Genomic DNA, 17,667 nt, shown 5'->3' on the forward strand with positions numbered 1-17,667 from the left:
TATATGCGTACCCTAACTGCTCCAATTAAAATCTTAGCAATACTGCTGTTTTCGCTCACCATGCTTGCTTGCCAAGGCTCATCGGGCGGTTCTGATAGTAGCGATACTGAAGCGCCAAACGACAATCCAACGGCAGAAGACGATGCCAACTCAGATGACGGCTCTGGTGAAAACCCGAGTGATGAACCTGTCGCCAGCGATGGTGAGTTTTTTGCCTATTACACCCGAATTGATTCGGGTGAGGATTGGGAATCGCATCAGTTTGTTGGTGATTATGCCGATATCCGGGTGCAGTTTGCCGATGGCTCACAACTGGATTTTGCTCGCGCCAGCAGTTATTTACCGCGCTGGAACACTGCCGCTGGTGCTAGCTATTTCGATATGCGGGTCGCCACACAAGGCGATGGTTCGGGTAAGCGCTGGGACAAACTTAACCGTCATTCCCATGTTCGCATTATTGAGCAATCGAGTGAGCAGGTCCTGGTGCACTGGCGCTATGCACCTGTTTTTGAAAGCACAGAAAACCCTATGGTGCCAGGATGGAATGGCTGGGTGGACGAGTATTTTCGTATTTTTAGCAATGCTCAGGTGGAGCGCCAAGTTATTTTGCATGATCAAAATAAAGCGCTGCATTCTACGCTCAGTTTGCACACGAACGGCAGTGTGATTCGCACTGACGATGCTGTGCAGAATTACGTGCCTGCGACAGCCGATGTCAACAGCACATTGGCATTGCCAACAGCAACGGATCAAGACTTCGGTGCACGTTATGTCAAACTGGGTTATCAAGGCCCCTGGGATCGTGGTCCAGACGATGAATATCAACCGCCTTCAGATAATTGGAATAATAACTGGCAAGTGCATGCGCACCCGGATGTGGTGGTGGACTTTGATGGCAATGCCAGTCAGTGGGTGTTTTGGCGTGGCTTAAGTTTTGTGCCCGCCATGGTGTCGGATAGCGGTGCCTGGTACAGCAATGAATTTAATGAAAGCTGGGGCTGGCCAGAAATGTGCGACGAGGGCGGCGCCGAGCCGATGAACGATAAACAAGCACGTTACAGCCATGTGCGCATATTGGAGAACACGCCTGCGCGTGTTGTTGTGCACTGGCGCTATCATCCACATGGCATTTGTTACAACCTGATCGACACCAATGGCACAGTCGACGGTTGGGGTGCTACGTCTGAGTTTTATTTCTATTTTTATCCCGATGGCTCGGTATTATCCAAAAATGTGCTGCACAGCCAGCAGGTGAATAGTTATGGCGAAGCGCCGAATGGTTTTGAATATCACGAAGCCATGGTGATCAACAGCGCGGGTACCAACCCATGGGATAATATTGAAATCTACGATACTGTCACCTTTATGAACCTGCAGGGTGAACAGGCGGTATACGACGGTGCAAACGGTGGCATCAATGCCATTGGCGATGAGCCATTTGAGCTGCCAAAACGGGCCAATATCACCCGTATCAACTTAAAAAATACCGAGTTGGATACATTCACCATTATGGAGCATGGCGGCACGTTAGAAATCATGCCCTATTGGGAGCAAGATTTTGCCAGCGAATATCCTGGCCATCATTTTGTTCGCTGGGACCATTGGCCGGTTAATCATATTCGCGCCTTTGGCCGGGGAGCCAACACGGCTCAATACCCCAGTCATACTTCGTTATTTCATATGGCGTTTAACCCACCTTATGAGCAAACAGCGATGTCGCAAACCCGTTTGTTGTTAACCGGTTTATCAGCCATGGCCGATACGGAAGTGGCATCACTGGCGCGCTCTTGGCTGCAGGCTCCGACGCTGATTACCACGGATGGCAACGCTAGCTGGCGCTATGATGAGTCACAGCGCAATTATCAAACGCGCACCTCCGGCAATCATTTAAAAGCACGTTGGCAGGCCAGCAGCAGCCAGCCGTTGATGAACCCTGCACTCAGCATTGCCAACTGGCAAGGTGAGGTGCCGGCGCACATCAGCATTAACGGTGCACGGGTTGAAAATACCAAGCAGGGTCTAACGCGCAATGCCGCTGGAGAGCCTGTATTGCAGGTATTTATGCCGCTACACAGTGAAAGCACCGTCGATATTGAAGTTTGCGGTGCCTGTTCAGAGCTGCCTTAACTAACTTTTTTAGGGATAAAGATCGTCACCACAAGGCCATTGTGATTGCTCAGGGAGAGCTTCGCCTGATGGTGCTGGCAAACTGCCTGCACTAGGCTCAGCCCGAGGCCATGGCCTTTGCTGGTGGCGTGTTCGTGTAAGCGGTAAAAACGCTGTAATACTGAGGCTTGCTCATGTTCGGGAATACCCATACCCGTATCGCACACAGTCAGTTCAATGACATCGCGCTGCTGGTACGTGGTTGATCGAGCACGGATGGTAATCTTACCGCCTTTAGGTGTGTATTTAATGGCATTATCGAGCAGGTTTGACACGGCTTGCAGCCACTGGTTTTTATCGCCTTCTATTTCTAGGCTGTCGTGATCGATTTGGTAGCTAAGGTTTTGTCGTTTCTCTTCGGCACTGGGTTCAAAGATCTCTACCACGGTCGCTATGACCTCGGAAAAATCAAACTGCCGGCCACTGACCTTATATTGGCTGCGTTCAATTTGTGAAATTCTAAGCAGGGCATTAAAGCAGTGAGTAATATCATCGTGCTCTTGAATAATGGCTTCGATGGTGTGTTTATCGGGGCGCTCCATATTCAGCAGTAATTCCAGCTGACCACGGGCGCGAGTAATGGGCGATTTTAAATCATGGGCCATGGTGTCGGACATCCACTGCGCTTGCTGTGAAATGCGCTGTACATTATCCAAGATGCTGTTAATGACGATGACCAGGTTGGCAAACTCAGGCGCATGATCAACGGAGAGGCGTTGATCCAGATGGCCATCGGCCACTGATGCCAGGCTGTGTTGTAATTGTTTTAGCTGTAGTCGGCGCCTATGGCTTAGCCACCATGCGAGTGTCAAGCACAGCAATAAAGTGCTGGCCGATAAGCTCACTTGCCAGGTTTGTATACGCTGCAGCAGAAATATTTCTTGTTGCGCTGGTAGCCCTAGCCATAAATAGCCACCATCCGTCAGGCGAAATAGCTGATAGCTGCAATAGGGCGGCTGGTGGTCTATATACAGCGCACGTCCGCTGGATGTCCAAAGCGACCACTGCGGTAAATTAAGCGCCGCGCTGGCATCGAGGGCGATATTGTCGCGCAACAGCTGTTGCTGTGAGTCAGTCAGCAATAGGCATAAATTTGGGGTTGCTAATACGTCATCGCTGTCGAAGTAATAGGCAAGGCGTTGGCTTTCACTGGTAGCAGAGGTGCTGTTGTATTCTGGCCACGCATCAAAGCGCATTTCACTGCGCTGTTCCATTTCCTGATGGGCCATATCCGGTAATTCTTCATTAAATAAAAACCAGATAACCGCTAACGGAACATCGACGGGATTAATCTGAATATCTTCATTTAAGGCAAATAACCGTGCTTGGGCCAAACGACGTTGCTGTTCACTGAGCTGTGTTTGTTGCAAGTAGTCAAACCAATAGTCGATGTATTCTTCCAACATGGCTTCGCCATCGTCGGCATCAAATTCTATTGACTCGGGTTCAATGTCGGCAAATTGGGGAAATAATTGTGGATGGTATAGTTCTGGCTCGCCTGCTTGTTGTCGTAGTTCGCGTTGCCATTGTTGAATATTCTTTTGCTTGGGCGCTAATAATGTCTGCTCTAAGTCGATACGCAGCCAGCCTAGCCCAACGCATAGCACTAACCCCAAAGCAACGAGCAGCCCATAAGGCCAAGCACGTTTTTTCATTCCACCACCCGCATCACGTAGCCAGCACCGCGCACGGTATGCAGTAATGGCGGATGAAACCCTTTATCGATTTTTTGGCGCAAACGGCTGATATGCACTTCGACCACATTGGTATGCGGATCAAAATTTAATTGCCAAACATGCTCCAATAACATGGTTTTGGTAATCACTTGGCCCTGGTGGCGCAGTAGATATTCCAGCAATTTAAACTCACGGGTTAACAGCTCTATGTTGCGACCAGCGCGCTGGGCTTGTCGGCTAAGAAGGTCGAGGCTTAAATCGGCTAAGGTTAACTGTTGATTGTCATCCGAGGTTGGGCGCCGCCTCGCCAACACTTCCAGGCGGGCGAGTAGCTCGGCAAAAGAAAAGGGTTTGGATAAATAATCATCGCAGCCCGAGCGCAATCCTTCGACTTTATGATCGGCATCGCCCAAGTGGCTCAGCATTAACACTGGGGTTGTTGAGCCCAAACTGTGCAGCGCTTTAAGTACTTCAATGCCATTCATTTTTGGCAGCATGCGATCCAATACAATGACATCAAAGGGCTCGCTGCTGGCTTCGATTAAGCCACTTTTGCCATCGAAACATTGCTCAACGGTATGTCCGGCTTGTTGCAAACCTTGTTGGATAAAATCATTGAGTTGCGGATCGTCTTCGACGATGAGTACACGCATGGCATTTAAAATCCCTGACGACTAGGCGGCAGCTTATCATCGATATCTACAGAGCGTCATAGCTTGCTTACTGCAAAATCCAGGGGGCTGAGTCGACGTTATGCACGGTGGCCGGTAGTTGTCCGGCGGCGACGGTAACTGTAATGGGCCCGGCTAATAGCTTTTGTGCGCCATTAATTCCCAAAATAAAATATAGATGGTAGTCGCCATCCGCCAGGTCACTGGTATTGAGGCGCCATTCGTTACCACTGACGATACCTTGTTCCAATACTGTGTCGACCGTACCGCTGGCATACAGTTCTAATGCCACTACGGTATTGCTACTGGTGAATGTCCCCACGGATTCTCCAGGGTAGGCGTCAATATTGCTGCAATCAGCACTGGCGTTGAGGGCCAAATCACGATCAAAGCTGACACTGAAGTCGAGGTTGGCGGGGCCTACCAGATCATAGCGATAGACAAACCAAGGTTCATTCTGGTGCTGCACGACGATGGGAGTGAACTGGGTGCCGACTGTGTCGGCAATATTCCAGGTGGCGCCGGCCCAGGCGGTTACTAATCCGTTGGCTTCATTGATAAAGGTGGCTTCGCCCAGTGCTGCGGGGTATGCCAGATATGCAAACTCTGAAGCCAATAAGATTACCGTGAAGCGCTGGCCACTGCTGGCACTGAAGGTATTCGCCAGGGCTGCGATATCTGTGGTGTGATTGATATTACTGCTGGCAACGCCATAGCGCGGTAGGTCCGAGACACGACAGCTGCCCGCAACGTCGGGTAATGGTGTTTCTGTGGTGCTAGGTATTACCGTTGCCCAGCCTAAGGAGTGCTCACTGGCGAGTGGATAGTCACTGACATCACATTCGATGGCATCGTTGATTGCACCACTACGGGCGATATCGAGATTGACCGTTTGACTGCCGCCGCCAGCACTTTCTGTGCGGTAAATAAACCAAGGTTGATCGTCGATACGGAGCATCACAGGGCCTGTGTCTCCAGCGCTATCACCTTGCGCCCAGGTCGCGCCATTCCAATTGGCGGCTGGCCCTGTGACCGACGTGCCTTGGCGAAAGCTGGCTTCGCCCAGTGCCGCAGGATATGCGACAAAGCCGTACTGATCGCTGCCAATATCCAGGGTAAAGGCGAAATCATTGGCGCTGCTGGCCTGGTACAGCTGTTCAATCGCTGGCGATGAGAACAGATTGCTGACCACGCCGTAATGGGGCTGGTCGGTAATTAGGCAGGATTCTTCCGTTGGCTCGGGCTCGCTGGGCTCGGGCTCGTCAGGCTCATCCGTTCCAGGGGTTTCATTGCGACTGGTGACATCGGCCAGCCAATCCAGGTTGTGATCACTGGCAGCGGGGTAGCCAAAAATATCACAGCTCAGACTTTCACCCACGGCGCCGCTGCGGGTGAAATCGACGCGAAAACTAATATCTCCCAGCGCCGGAAAATCAGTTCTATGGGCCAGCCAGGGCACGCCGTCCACCATCACCAGCACCGGGCCATTGCTGTTGGGATCGATGGAACCATCGCTCCAGGTCGCCCCCTGCCAGCTGCCACTGGTGTTATCGACATTATTGATGAAAGTGGCCTTGCCCAGCGCGGCAGGGTACATAAACACGCCGTAGCCATCACTCGGTAACTGTAAATCAAAGCTGAAGTCAGCAGCGACGTCGGCGGCGTATAAGCTTTGCCAGTCCGGATTGTTAAACAGATTGCTGACCACACCAAAGTGCGGCACGTCATTAATGGGGCACTGCAGATTGGTAACGGGTTCTTCAGGCTCGGGATCTGGTTCGGGTTCAGGCTCCGTGGGAGGCTCAGGCTCTTCCGTCTGCGGATCCGTTGTATCTGGGTAGTCATTGCCTTGGCTGCCACAGGCAGTCAACAACATCACCATGACAAGATGGCCTAATGTCCTCCATATCATGCCTGACCCCTCCGTTTTTGCCGCGGGCTGGTCCTATCTGGGCGCTGCCCATCAACGCGCTGCCAACCTCTGGCCCTGATAAAATCCTAGACCTGAGGCGAGTGGCTGGCAACGCTGGAGCTGACCATTGGGTGCTGCTGGTAGTCAGTGATTTCATGTCTGACAGTGGTATTCTTGAGGGCTTATGGATTTCCACGAGGTGCTATGACTAAGGATCTAACCAGCCGTATTTATCACATTCTGGTCGCTGATAAAGATGCCCAAGCTGGTCGAGCCATGGGCGAAGAGACTTGTCAGCAAGTGCCGGGTAATTTTGTTCGCATCATCGCTGCCCAGTTTTTCAGTAAACTGGGGGATGCGTTGTTAAACCCCAAAATCACTTTGCCTTGGCTACTGCAAAGTTTAGGTGCGCCCGCTTTTCTAGTGGCTTGGCTAGTGCCTTTGCGAGAATCAGGTTCTTTGCTGCCGCAAATCGCCATCGCCAGTTGGGTACGTACTTTAGCCATTCGAAAATGGGTGTGGGTTATAGGAGCGGTGCTTCAGGCGCTGAGTGTACTGGCGATTGGCTGGGTGGCGTTAACGCAGCAAGGGGCGTTGGCGGGCTGGCTGATCATTGCCTTATTATTGCTTTTCAGTTTAGCGCGTGGTTTAAACTCGGTGGCCCACAAAGACGTGCTGGGTAAAACCATTCCCAAGCATCAACGCGGACAGGTCAACGGCTGGTCTGCCAGTGCTGCGGGCGTTATTACCATAGGTTTAGCGATGAGCTTATGGTTGATGGCTGGCTGGTCTATGCAGGCGGAGTGGTTGGCCTGGGCTCTGCTGGCGGCAGCGGGCTTATGGCTATTGGCCGCAGCCTTGTTTGCTTCTGTGGTGGAATATCCAGGACAAGTCGATGGTAGTGGTAACGGCTTAAAAGTCGCGTTAAAACAGCTTAGCCTGCTGCGCGATGACGCTAATTTTCGTCGTTTTGTGATAACACGTGCGTTGTTTTTATGCAGTGCTTTAACGGCACCTTATTATGTGGTACTGGCCCACCAGTCTTTACCGGCTGATTTTTCTGTGTTGGCATTATTTTTATTGGCTAGTGGCGTAGCCTCGCTGTTATCGGCGCCGCTGTGGGGACGTTTTTCTGATCGTTCTAGCTTACGGGTAATGCAAGTTGCTGCAGCACTCGCAGCAATGTGTGGTTTCGCTTTGGTGGGGATGTCGCTGTGGCGCCCTGAGTGGCTGCAGTGGGTGGGAGCCTTGCCGTTATTGTACTTTGCTTTATCGATTAGCCACCAAGGTATTCGAGTGGGGCGCAAAACCTATCTGGTGGATATGGCAGAAGGCAATCAACGCACCCGCTACGTGGCCGTTAGCAATACCTTAATTGGTGTCGTGTTGTTGCTGTTTGCCACGCTTGGCGGTCTGACGTCATGGCTGTCGACTAGCAGTATTATTTTTATATTTTCCTGTATGGCAGTGGCAGGGGTATTAGTGTCATTGCGTTTGCCGGAAGTAAGTCATTAGGAGGGAATATGACTGAGCAAAGATTAACCAAAAAGGTGGCATTGATTACTGGCGCAGCCAAAGGCATTGGCCGCGCCTGTGCCGAATTATTTGCCCAGCAAGGCGCTGAAGTGATTGTTTCTGATATTGATCATGACGGTGGTGAAGCCGTTGCCAAAGCCATTGTTGAACAGGGCGGCAGGGCGCGTTATTTGCCGTTAGATGTCAGTGACGAGACACAATGGCAGCAGCTTGAAGAAGACATTATGGCCCATGAAGGGCGCTTGGATGTGCTGGTCAATAACGCTGGCATTATTGGCTTTTTAGAAACCGGTGCGGCACAAGACCCGGAAAATATGAGCCTTGAAAGCTGGCGCACGGTAATGGCGGTCAACAGCGATGGCGTTGCCTTAGGCTGCAAATATGGCATAGCTTTAATGAAGCACAGCCGTGCTGCCAGCATTATTAATATGTCATCCCGCAGTGGTTTGGTGGGTATTCCTGGGGCAGCTCCTTATGCTGCCAGCAAGGCCGCCGTGCGCAATCACAGTAAAACCGTGGCGCTATATTGTGCTCAGCAGGGCTATCCGATTCGCTGTAACTCTATTCATCCAGGAGCCATATTGACGCCGCTATGGGACGCCATGTTAGGCGATGGTGAGCAACGGGCTAGTGCGATTGCAGCCATCAGCAAAGATATCCCGGTCGGTCACATGGGCACCCCAGAAGACGTCGCCTATGCCGCTATTTATTTGGCCAGTGACGAGTCCAAATATGTGACCGGCATTGAACTCACTATTGATGGTGGCATTTTGGCTGGCAGTGCAGCGGCGCCGGGCAAAGATGATTAACACAAGGTGATTTCTGCAGTCTGCTGTTGCTGCGGTGGGCAGTGCTAGTCCATCGCAGCATCATGGCCATTTTTTTGCCAAATCAATATCCAAGCACCCAACATCAGCGCCAGATTTAGGCAAAACAACCATAGTTGCGTATTTTGCAGTTGACCTGCATCCATATGAAATCCATCGATGATCTGAGCTTCCGTGCTGCGGTATAGATCGATACGGGCGGTTGCTGCCTTAAACCAGTCTTCGGCTTTGACCTGGTAGTCAGTGTCGTCCTGGGCTGCGATATGACGATAGTATTCAACCTGTTTTTGCTCTTCAGAGTTAATAAAGCCAGACAGGGTTCGTTTTAAAGTGGTTGTGGTGGTGACGATGGCGCTGTGTAAAAACGCCTGCTGCTTGGCCATCAAGACGGCGTGCTTGACCCTTAATTCTGGGGTAAATTGATCGGCAGAAAACACATTGTTAAGCACGGCACGTTCAATGCCGGCTTCTTCTTTGGCCCGTGCAAAGTTGGACAGCGTAACGACCTCTTGCCCAACCTCTGGCGTGGCTGATACCTGAATCAACATGGCCAAGCTGTCTAACAGTAAGCTGTTATGGCCGGTGTAATAGGCCAACATCTCATCCAAGGTGATATTGAGTTGATCGACTTGTCGACGCACGTCAGCGAGTTTTAGCAAGCGCTTATTGAGCTGTTGCAATATGGCTTGGGTGTTGTCATTGAACGGTTGCAGACGGCTAAAGTCGCTGAGCTGTCTTAAGCTGAGGTCCGTTTGCTCACGTTGATGAGGAAGCTGGCGAATATAGAGACTAGCGGCGGACCCAAGAAAGCCTGCTGACATGCCACGTTCTTTCTGCAGCTCATGAATGACGCTGGCAGACAACTGGGCCAGGTGGGCATGCTGCTGCAGTTGATTGGCTTGCTGCAGCAATTGATAGCTGCGACTGGCGTTCAATACCACCAATAACATCAGGGCTAGGCCAGAGATCCAGGCGATGCTTGTGTGGTGGCGGGACAGCCATGAGCGCATACAGGTCTCCATCTTGTATGGGCAAAGGTATCTTACTATCAGCTTGCACAAGTGTAGTTTGAGAAATGCGCCGTTGCCGCTGGTGGCTTGTGTGTTGCTATTGCGGACTGGTTTCCTCGTATCGTCATTTGTTCAGCCATCAGTTACATTAGGGTACTGGGCGCTGAGCGCCTTGGTACATTCATTGAATCTGATATAGGACACTGACATGCTGAAACATTTCGCCAGCGACAATTATTCCGGAATTTGCCCACAGGCCCTGGAGTATATGATGCGGGCAAACGGCATGGACGGCATCGCCTACGGTGACGATGAATGGACTAGTCGCGCTGCTGATCGCTTTCGTGAGCTGTTTGAAACCGACTGCGAAGTCTTTTTTGTCTTTAACGGCACGGCGGCTAACTCGTTGTCGCTGGCCTCTATGTGTCAGTCTTATCACAGCTTGGTCTGTCATGAACTGGCTCATATCGAAACCGACGAGTGTGGCGCGCCTGAGTTTGCTTCCAACGGCGCAAAGCTGTTGCTGGGGACCGGCGACAACGGCAAATTAACGCCCGAGTCGATTGAGCATCTGGTGACCAAGCGGACCGATATCCATTATCCAAAGCCCAAAGTGATCAGTGTGACCCAGCCAACGGAGGTTGGCACGGTTTATACCTTGGATGAACTGGCGGCAATTAAAGAAGTCGCCGATCGTTACCAGCTCAAGATTCATATGGACGGCGCACGCTTTGCTAACGCCGTTGCCAGTTTGGGGGTATCACCAGCCGACGTCACCTGGCGCAGTGGCGTTGATGTTTTATGTTTTTCTGGCACCAAAAATGGCTTGGCCGTGGGTGAGGCGATTTTGTTCTTTGACCGTAAACTGGCCGAAGACTTTGATTATCGCTGCAAGCAGGCCGGTCAGCTGGCGTCGAAAATGCGTTTTATTTCCGCACCTTGGTTAGGGCTATTAGAGAGCGGTGCTTGGTTGACTAATGCTCAGCATGCTAACGAGTGTGCTGCCTACTTGTCGCAACAGCTGTCTGCCATTGATGGCGTGAAGCATATCTTCCCAACCGAAGCCAATGCCGTGTTTGTAGAAATGGCGGAGCCTTTGCTGCAAGCGATGCGCGATAAAGGCTGGCGTTTTTACACCTTTATTGGTGCTGGCGGTATGCGCCTAGTGTCATCTTGGAATACCAGCAAGGCTGAGGTTGATGAGTTTGTGGCGGATTTAAAAAGTCTGCTGTAAGCACCTTGCCTGAAACGACCAGCTCACTGGCTGGTTCAACCATAAAAGCACCGCCTAGCGGTGCTTTTTGCGTTTAAGGGCATTCTGGGTGATGTGCAGCGGATTATTCTTTAATTAAATAATCGATATATTCATCGCGCAGTGTGCGTTTTTGCAGTTTCCCCGTCGCTGTGTGCGGCAACGCCTCGACCATTAAAATATCATCAGGCAGCCACCACTTAACCACCCGTTGCTGCAGAAATTCATACATTTCCTCTTTGCTCAGCTGGCTATCTTGCTGGCGCACAATAAACAGTAAGGGCCGTTCGTCCCATTTTGGATGACGCACACCAATAACGCAGGCTTCGTTCACTTGTGGATGGCCAATAGCGACGTTTTCCAGATCAATGGACGAAATCCATTCGCCGCCTGATTTCACTACGTCCTTGGCGCGATCAACAATAAACAAATAACTGTTGCTGTCGATAATGGCGATATCGCCAGTATCGAACCATTGTCTGCCTTGCTCATCGATAAAAAATGACTCTGGCTTTTCATCTTTGTAATAGGCACTTAGCACCCATGATCCACGCACTCGCAGTAACCCCCGGCTTTCACCGTCGTGGGGCAAGGGCTGGTCATTGTCATCAAAGATTTCCAGCTCGATACCAAACATGGGTTTGCCGGCACTGGATTGCAAACGATAGCGCTGCTCCTCAGGTAGATTCAGCAGCTGGCGGGTTGGGGCGCCGAGGGTGGCCAGCGGCGATGTTTCTGTCATGCCCCATATCGGCAGTAGGTAAACGCCATAGTCTTGGTCCAGGGTGGCGACCAATGAACGAGGGGAAGCAGAGCCGCCAACACCGACGGTTTTTACCGAAGGAATTTTCAGTTGGTGACGGCGCAAATGATCGATTAAGCCAAGCCATACCGTGGGTACACCGAGTAATAAGTCGATCTGCTCGCGGTCAATCAGCTCATGCAGACTAGCGCCGTCCATACCGTCGCCAGGCAATACCAGAGTGGCGCCAGTCATCGCCGCGATATAGGGCATACCCCAAGCGCAGACGTGATACATAGGAACGACAGGCATCACCACAGTGCTGCTGCTGACATTAAGGGCATCGGGGGAGCGGCTGGCAAAGGCATGCAAAATGGTGGAGCGATGGCTATAGAGTACGCCCTTAGGATTGCCTGTGGTGCCGGAGGTGTAACATAGGGCAGCTGCGCTATCTTCCGAGATCCTTGGCCAGTTAAATTGATCGGGCTGTTCGGCCAGCAGTTGCTCGTAATTGAGCAAGGTTAAAGACGAGTCGGGCATTTGATCTGGGTCGATCATAACCACGATATGCTGCACGCAGGTGAGTTGCTCGCTGATCTGCTCAAGCATCGGCAAAAAACAGGCGTCTACCAGCACTATGCTGTCTTCGGCATGCTGGATAATAAATTCAATTTGCTCACTGTAGAGACGCGGGTTAATGGTGTGGCAAATGGCACCAATACCGGCGATGGCGTAATAACATTCAAAGTGGCGATAGCCATTCCAAGCCAAGGTGGCGATGCGATCTCCAGGTCTGGCGCCTAACTGGGTGAGTGCATTGGCTAGCTGTTTACTGCGGGCCAGGGCATCACGATAGTTATAGCTGTGAATATCGCCTTCCAGTCGCCGGCTGACAATACGCTGCTCGCCGTGATGCTGTGCGGCGTATTCGAGCAGATCAGTAATCAGGAGTTCATCAGGCATCATATTGCCTGGCATGGCTGAAATAGGCATCTGCAGTCCCTCGCTCAGTGGCTGGCTTCAGCTTAGCGGATTGTCAGGCAGATATCGTATCTGCAGCTGACAAAGTGAGCCATAGCACCGCCAGAGTGGCGGTGCGACTGTTGACCTTAGCGCTCGATCGCTAGGGCGACGCCCATACCACCGCCGATGCACAAGGTCGCCAAACCACGCTTGACGTCACGGCGAGTCATTTCGTGCAGCAAGCTGACCAAAATACGACATCCCGACGCACCAATGGGATGGCCCAAGGCAATGGCACCGCCATTCACGTTGATTTTATCGGTATCCCAGCCTAGCCCTTTGTTGACCGATAAGGCTTGCACCGCAAAGGCTTCGTTGGCTTCGATCAGGTCTAGGTCGGCCATTTGCCAGCCGGCTTTTTCTAGACACTTTTTGGTTGCAGGAATGGGGCCTGTGCCCATGATTTTTGGATCAACACCGGCATTGGCGTAGCCTTTAATGGTGGCCAAAATCGGTAACCCGAGAGCCTCGGCCTTGCTGCGACTGGCCAGCATCACGGCAGCTGCACCATCGTTAAGTGACGAGGCATTGCCGGCTGTTACCGTGCCGTCTTTTTTAAATGCCGGACGCATGGCCGCCAGTTTTTCCACGTTGGTGCCGGCGCGTGGGTTTTCGTCGGTATCAAAGCGTAACGGTTCACCTTTGCGCTGAGGAATAGAGACAGGCGTGATCTCTGCTTGGAAATGACCGGCTTCAATGGCTGCCAAGGCTTTTTGCTGCGAGGCGGCGGCAAAAGCATCCTGTTCGTCACGGCTAATGCCGTATTCTGCGGCAATGTTTTCAGCGGTAATGCCCATGTGATAGTCGTTAAAGGCATCCCATAGGCCGTCGACTACCATAGTGTCGACCATGCTCCATGGCCCCATGCGCTGGCCATCGCGTGAATTTGGTAAGGCGTGAGGTGCATTCGACATCGACTCTTGGCCACCGGCGATGACCAGCTCGGCATCGCCGCATTGGATGGCCTGGGCAGCTAGGTGGAGCGCTTTTAGGCCAGAACCACAGACCTTGTTGATGGTCATGGCGGGTGTGGTGTCGGCCAGGCCGGCATGGATGGCAGCTTGGCGTGCTGGATTTTGGCCGCAGGCTGCGGTCAGAACTTGGCCCATTAACACTTCATCAACTTGGTCTGCTTGGATTTGGGTTTTATCCAGTAAGGCGCGAATAACGGTGGCGCCCAGCCCTACCGCTGGCACGCTGGCGAGGCTGCCGCCAAAGCTACCGATGGCGGTGCGGGTGGCAGCAACAATAACTACGTCCGTCATAATGAATTCTCCATATAGTGTTCAAAAGAGGTCGTCAGTCCTATCACAAGGCATGTGACAAACCTATGTCGCCTCTAATCATTTGAGGCGATCTGACGAATCAGAGATCGGTTGGCCTGGCTTAGATCAACTTCGTAGCCTCATGTATATCGAGTTGTGGCGCGGACAACAAGGTCTACTGAGGCGTTACCAGGCATTGATGACGGCAGGGTTGCTATAAGACAAAGCCTGAGGGCCAGTCAGGCTGTGATCTGTATGCCTTTGGCGGCAATGTCGCAGACGATAACGTAGAGCAATAATCAGCCGCGATTCATTAATCGTGACTCGACTTATGAGCGTCGTTTTTGCTGATATTTCTATCCAGTGGGCCGACGTCCAATACTGGCGATGCATCAATATGCTGAGCATCCATCATATGAGCAACACGTTCTAGCGATGCCAAAATCATGCTTTGCTCCCACTCATGCAAATCCTGAAACTGATTCACAAAGCTTTCTTGCAACGGCTTGGGGGCATCGATCAATGAGTCGTGTGCTTCATCGGTCAGGTAAACATAGACCTTGCGTTTATCCAGCTGACTGCGCTCACGTTTAACGTAGTTGCGTCGCTCAAGCCGGTCGATGATGGTGGTGACGGTTGCTTGCGACAGATTCACTTTGCGTGCGACTTCACCCACGGTCAGTTCTTCGTTGTTACGCAAGGTTTGCAAAATCATCAGCTGTGGCGCGGTTAGACCTGTGGTTTTGCTGAGCTGTTTGGAGTGCAGGTCGGTGGCGCGAATGATACGCCGGAGCGCGACCAGCACATCTTCATATCGGTTCATGTCGGCTATTCCGGGACGGGCGGGGCGCGAATTATAGGAAGAATCACGCTTAGGTATCCACTGTTGCGCCGAAATAGGTCGTTGCGATTGTGACGTGGCGGGCATAAGCAGCCTCCTTTCTGGTGCAGAACGCGCAAGTGCTCTGAAAAGCAGAGACTGTGTTGGCGGCCAAATTTAGAGACAAGAGTGGTGTCCAAGGGACTAGTGCGGGTAATGGGCTGCGAACACAGTGTGTCTCAGACTGTCATGACATGACGGTTTGAGAGCCTGTTCACAAAAGCATACATATCTAAATGATTGTATGCAAAGTAAATATGGTTAGCGTCCTAGCTGTTCGTGCACGTTTTCCAAGGTTAGTAGCACCAGTAAGTCGTCCTTGTGGTAACAGGTGCCCTTCATAAAGGCTTGCGGGGTAACGGGCGGTTCAACCTTGGCGGGATCTAGCAGCACAATCTCGTGCACCGCATCTACCACAAAACCGATGACTTCCTGGTCAACTTCAATCGTCAGCACACGGGTGTCGTCATCGGGTTCTACTTGCGGTAAGCCCAGTAATGATCGGCCGTCAAGTACGGTGACTATATCGCCGCGTAGGTTAATAACGCCCCAGGCTTGGGGCGGTGCATCGGGTACCGGTTCGGGGCGATTCCACAGAGTGACTTCACGCACCGTTTCAACGGGAAGGCAGTAGGTGGTGTCGTCCATGGTGAACGTCAGCCAACGCTCATGATCCGCCTGCATCGACAACTCCTTAAATTAATTCGTGTTGTAAATAATTTTCTCGGATGCTATTTTGTTTAGCGTTCAAAGTAAATGACAGGCCCGTAACGACAATTTGATCGGTACGCGGAGCCTCTAAACAATGAATCAGACCCTACCAACCCGCCCAGCAAACAACGCTCTTACAGAGCTCGTTCTGAGCGCTCCCTGTGCCGAAGATGGCAGCGCTGTCTTTGATCTGATAGCCCGTTGCTCACCACTCGATCAAAATTCTATGTACTGCAACCTGCTGCAATGTTCACACTTCCGTGACACCAGCGTAGTTGCTAAAGCCCAAGGTATGCCAGTCGGATTTATTTCTGGCTACCGTCTACCTGAGCAGCCCGACACTTTATTCGTATGGCAGGTAGCGGTTGATGCGAGCATGCGCGGTCAGGGGTTGGCCAGTCGTATGCTGTTGCAGTTATTGCAGCGTCATCCCGACCTTCGCTATTTACACACCAGTATTACTGCCAGCAACCAGGCGTCATGGCGCACGTTTGAGCGCTTGGCCAGCCGTTTGGAGGCTGCCCTCAATACTCAGGTGATGTTCGATCAGCAACGCCATTTTGATCAGCGCCACGACACCGAAACCTTGGTGGTTATTGGCCCCTTCTCTTATCAATCGTCCGATCAGTCTTAAAGGAGCATTAGCGATGGAAATTTTTAATCAGCTTGAATCCAATGTCCGTGGTTACTGCCGTTCTTTTCCGGTGGTGTTTGAATCAGCCCAAAATGCTGTGCTAACCACTGCAGACGGTGATGATTACATCGATTTTCTCGGTGGTGCCGGCACGCTGAATTACGGCCACAACAATCCACAATTCAAGCAAGCGCTGATCGATTATATTCAGGCCGATGGTGTTACTCATGGTTTGGATATGCACACTGGGGCCAAAGAGGCGTTTTTGCGCACCTTCAATGATGTGATTCTTAAGCCAAGGGCGATGGACTATAAGGTTCAGTTTACTGGTCCAACAGGCACCAATGCGGTTGAAGCGGCGTTGAAAATTGCTCGTAAAAATACCGGTCGTCAGATTGTCGTATCTTTTACCAATGGTTTTCACGGTGTGACCCAAGGTTCGGCAGCGGTTACCGCCAACGGCAAATACAAAGCATCGATTGGTATGGCCTTGCCAGGTGTCCAGTTTATGCCCTACGACGGCTATTTAGGCGACTTTGATACCCTCAAATACTTTGAAAAAGCGCTGCAAGATGGCTCATCTGGATTAGGTAAGCCTGCCGGCGTAATCGTTGAATGCATACAGGGAGAAGGCGGTTTGAACACCGCCAGTGCCGAATGGCTTAAAGGTTTGCAGGATCTGTGTCGCCGCCACGATATGGTCTTTATCGTTGATGATATTCAAGCGGGCTGTGGCCGTAGTGGTAAGTTTTTCAGTTTTGAAGAATACGGTATTGAACCGGATGTCATTACCTTGTCGAAATCACTGGGTGGTTACGGTTTGCCAATGGCGATTGTGCTATTGAAAGAACGTTTAGATACCTGGAAACCCGGTGAACACAATGGCACCTTCCGCGGGAATAATCATGCCTTTATTACTGCTTGTCGCGCACTAGAAACCTACTGGCAAGATGATGCGTTTGAAAAAGCCGTACAGCACAAAGCGGCTTTGGTTCGCAGTCGATTAAAGGCGATTCAGGCTGAGCACGGTGGCCAAATGAAGCATAAAGGTCGTGGCATGATGCAAGGCTTAGAAATGCGCACAGGCGAGTTGGCCGAGCGAGTTTGTGAGCTGGCCTTTGAACGAGGATTGGTGATCGAAACATCTGGTTCAGATGGCCAGGTAGTGAAAATCCTGGCGCCGCTGACCATTGAAGAAGAACACCTCAAGCGTGGCCTGGATATTCTTGCCCACTGCATTGCCGATGTGATGGCTGAGCAGATATCTGCTGCCTCCTGACTTCAATCTAACCGGGTTGTCTTGCGACCCGGTTTCTCTGCTACTTTTTATCCGCAGCCATCTTTGTTAAATAAGGAACAAAA

At 51.5% G+C, this 17,667-nt stretch carries 14 protein-coding genes; 6 read left to right on the forward strand and 8 right to left on the reverse strand.

Annotated elements, in window-relative coordinates:
• The first annotated feature begins 3 nt into the window (after nucleotides 1-3).
• Entirely contained in the window at nucleotides 4-2,127 is a 2,124-nt protein-coding gene (locus AC55FS_RS03495; protein ID WP_496934682.1) for a hypothetical protein, read from the forward strand.
• On the opposite strand, the gene AC55FS_RS03500 is transcribed toward AC55FS_RS03495, so the two are convergent.
• The 3 genes from AC55FS_RS03500 to AC55FS_RS03510 all read right to left on the reverse strand — a co-directional run bounded on the left by AC55FS_RS03500 (nucleotide 2,124) and on the right by AC55FS_RS03510 (nucleotide 6,425).
• Complete coding sequence (locus AC55FS_RS03500; RefSeq protein WP_496934683.1) at nucleotides 2,124-3,821, reverse strand: sensor histidine kinase; 1,698 nt, start codon at nucleotides 3,819-3,821, stop codon at nucleotides 2,124-2,126. The genes AC55FS_RS03495 and AC55FS_RS03500 overlap by 4 nt on opposite strands.
• Nucleotides 3,818-4,495 carry a response regulator transcription factor gene (locus tag AC55FS_RS03505; protein ID WP_496934684.1) on the reverse strand — a complete coding sequence of 226 codons (678 nt, stop codon included), beginning with the start codon at nucleotides 4,493-4,495 and terminating at the stop codon, nucleotides 3,818-3,820. Before AC55FS_RS03505 ends, AC55FS_RS03500 begins: the two co-directional genes overlap by 4 nt.
• Nucleotides 4,496-4,562: 67 nt before the next feature.
• Complete coding sequence (locus AC55FS_RS03510) at nucleotides 4,563-6,425, reverse strand: hypothetical protein (RefSeq protein ID WP_496934685.1); 1,863 nt, start codon at nucleotides 6,423-6,425, stop codon at nucleotides 4,563-4,565.
• 204 nt (nucleotides 6,426-6,629) lie between these two features.
• Here AC55FS_RS03510 and AC55FS_RS03515 point away from each other — a divergent pair, with 204 nt between their 5' ends.
• Nucleotides 6,630-7,940, forward strand: a complete 1,311-nt coding sequence (locus tag AC55FS_RS03515) for an MFS transporter (RefSeq protein ID WP_496934686.1) — start codon at nucleotides 6,630-6,632, stop codon at nucleotides 7,938-7,940.
• An 8-nt stretch (nucleotides 7,941-7,948) separates the two neighbouring features.
• Nucleotides 7,949-8,770, forward strand: a complete 822-nt coding sequence (locus AC55FS_RS03520; RefSeq protein ID WP_496934687.1) for an SDR family oxidoreductase — start codon at nucleotides 7,949-7,951, stop codon at nucleotides 8,768-8,770.
• A 44-nt stretch (nucleotides 8,771-8,814) separates the two neighbouring features.
• On the opposite strand, the gene AC55FS_RS03525 is transcribed toward AC55FS_RS03520, so the two are convergent.
• Nucleotides 8,815-9,798: a nitrate- and nitrite sensing domain-containing protein gene (locus tag AC55FS_RS03525; RefSeq protein WP_496934688.1), complete on the reverse strand. Its 984-nt coding sequence runs from the start codon at nucleotides 9,796-9,798 to the stop codon at nucleotides 8,815-8,817.
• 208 nt (nucleotides 9,799-10,006) lie between these two features.
• On the opposite strand from AC55FS_RS03525, the gene AC55FS_RS03530 reads away from it, so the two are divergent.
• On the forward strand, nucleotides 10,007-11,032 hold the full coding sequence (locus AC55FS_RS03530) for a threonine aldolase family protein (RefSeq protein ID WP_496934689.1): 1,026 nt from the start codon (nucleotides 10,007-10,009) through the stop codon (nucleotides 11,030-11,032).
• Between the two features lie 103 nt (nucleotides 11,033-11,135).
• On the opposite strand, the gene AC55FS_RS03535 is transcribed toward AC55FS_RS03530, so the two are convergent.
• The 4 genes from AC55FS_RS03535 to AC55FS_RS03550 all read right to left on the reverse strand — a co-directional run bounded on the left by AC55FS_RS03535 (nucleotide 11,136) and on the right by AC55FS_RS03550 (nucleotide 15,644).
• Nucleotides 11,136-12,785: a long-chain fatty acid--CoA ligase gene (locus AC55FS_RS03535; RefSeq protein WP_496934690.1), complete on the reverse strand. Its 1,650-nt coding sequence runs from the start codon at nucleotides 12,783-12,785 to the stop codon at nucleotides 11,136-11,138.
• A gap of 116 nt (nucleotides 12,786-12,901) precedes the next feature.
• A complete protein-coding gene (locus tag AC55FS_RS03540; RefSeq protein WP_496934691.1) occupies nucleotides 12,902-14,080 on the reverse strand; it encodes an acetyl-CoA C-acetyltransferase in 1,179 nt (392 codons plus the stop codon).
• 313 nt (nucleotides 14,081-14,393) lie between these two features.
• A complete protein-coding gene (locus AC55FS_RS03545) occupies nucleotides 14,394-14,903 on the reverse strand; it encodes a MarR family winged helix-turn-helix transcriptional regulator (RefSeq protein ID WP_496934692.1) in 510 nt (169 codons plus the stop codon).
• Nucleotides 14,904-15,221: 318 nt separating this feature from the next.
• Nucleotides 15,222-15,644, reverse strand: a complete 423-nt coding sequence (locus AC55FS_RS03550; protein ID WP_496934693.1) for a chemotaxis protein CheW — start codon at nucleotides 15,642-15,644, stop codon at nucleotides 15,222-15,224.
• Between the two features lie 121 nt (nucleotides 15,645-15,765).
• On the opposite strand from AC55FS_RS03550, the gene ectA reads away from it, so the two are divergent.
• Together ectA and ectB are read left to right on the forward strand one after the other, a co-directional pair.
• A complete protein-coding gene (gene ectA / locus AC55FS_RS03555; protein ID WP_496934694.1) occupies nucleotides 15,766-16,305 on the forward strand; it encodes a diaminobutyrate acetyltransferase in 540 nt (179 codons plus the stop codon).
• A gap of 13 nt (nucleotides 16,306-16,318) precedes the next feature.
• Nucleotides 16,319-17,584, forward strand: coding sequence for a diaminobutyrate--2-oxoglutarate transaminase (gene ectB / locus AC55FS_RS03560; RefSeq protein ID WP_496934695.1), 1,266 nt, complete (start codon nucleotides 16,319-16,321; stop codon nucleotides 17,582-17,584).
• Nucleotides 17,585-17,667: the final 83 nt, after the last annotated feature.

The organism is Bacterioplanes sp. CLAM21 (assembly GCF_059641015.1).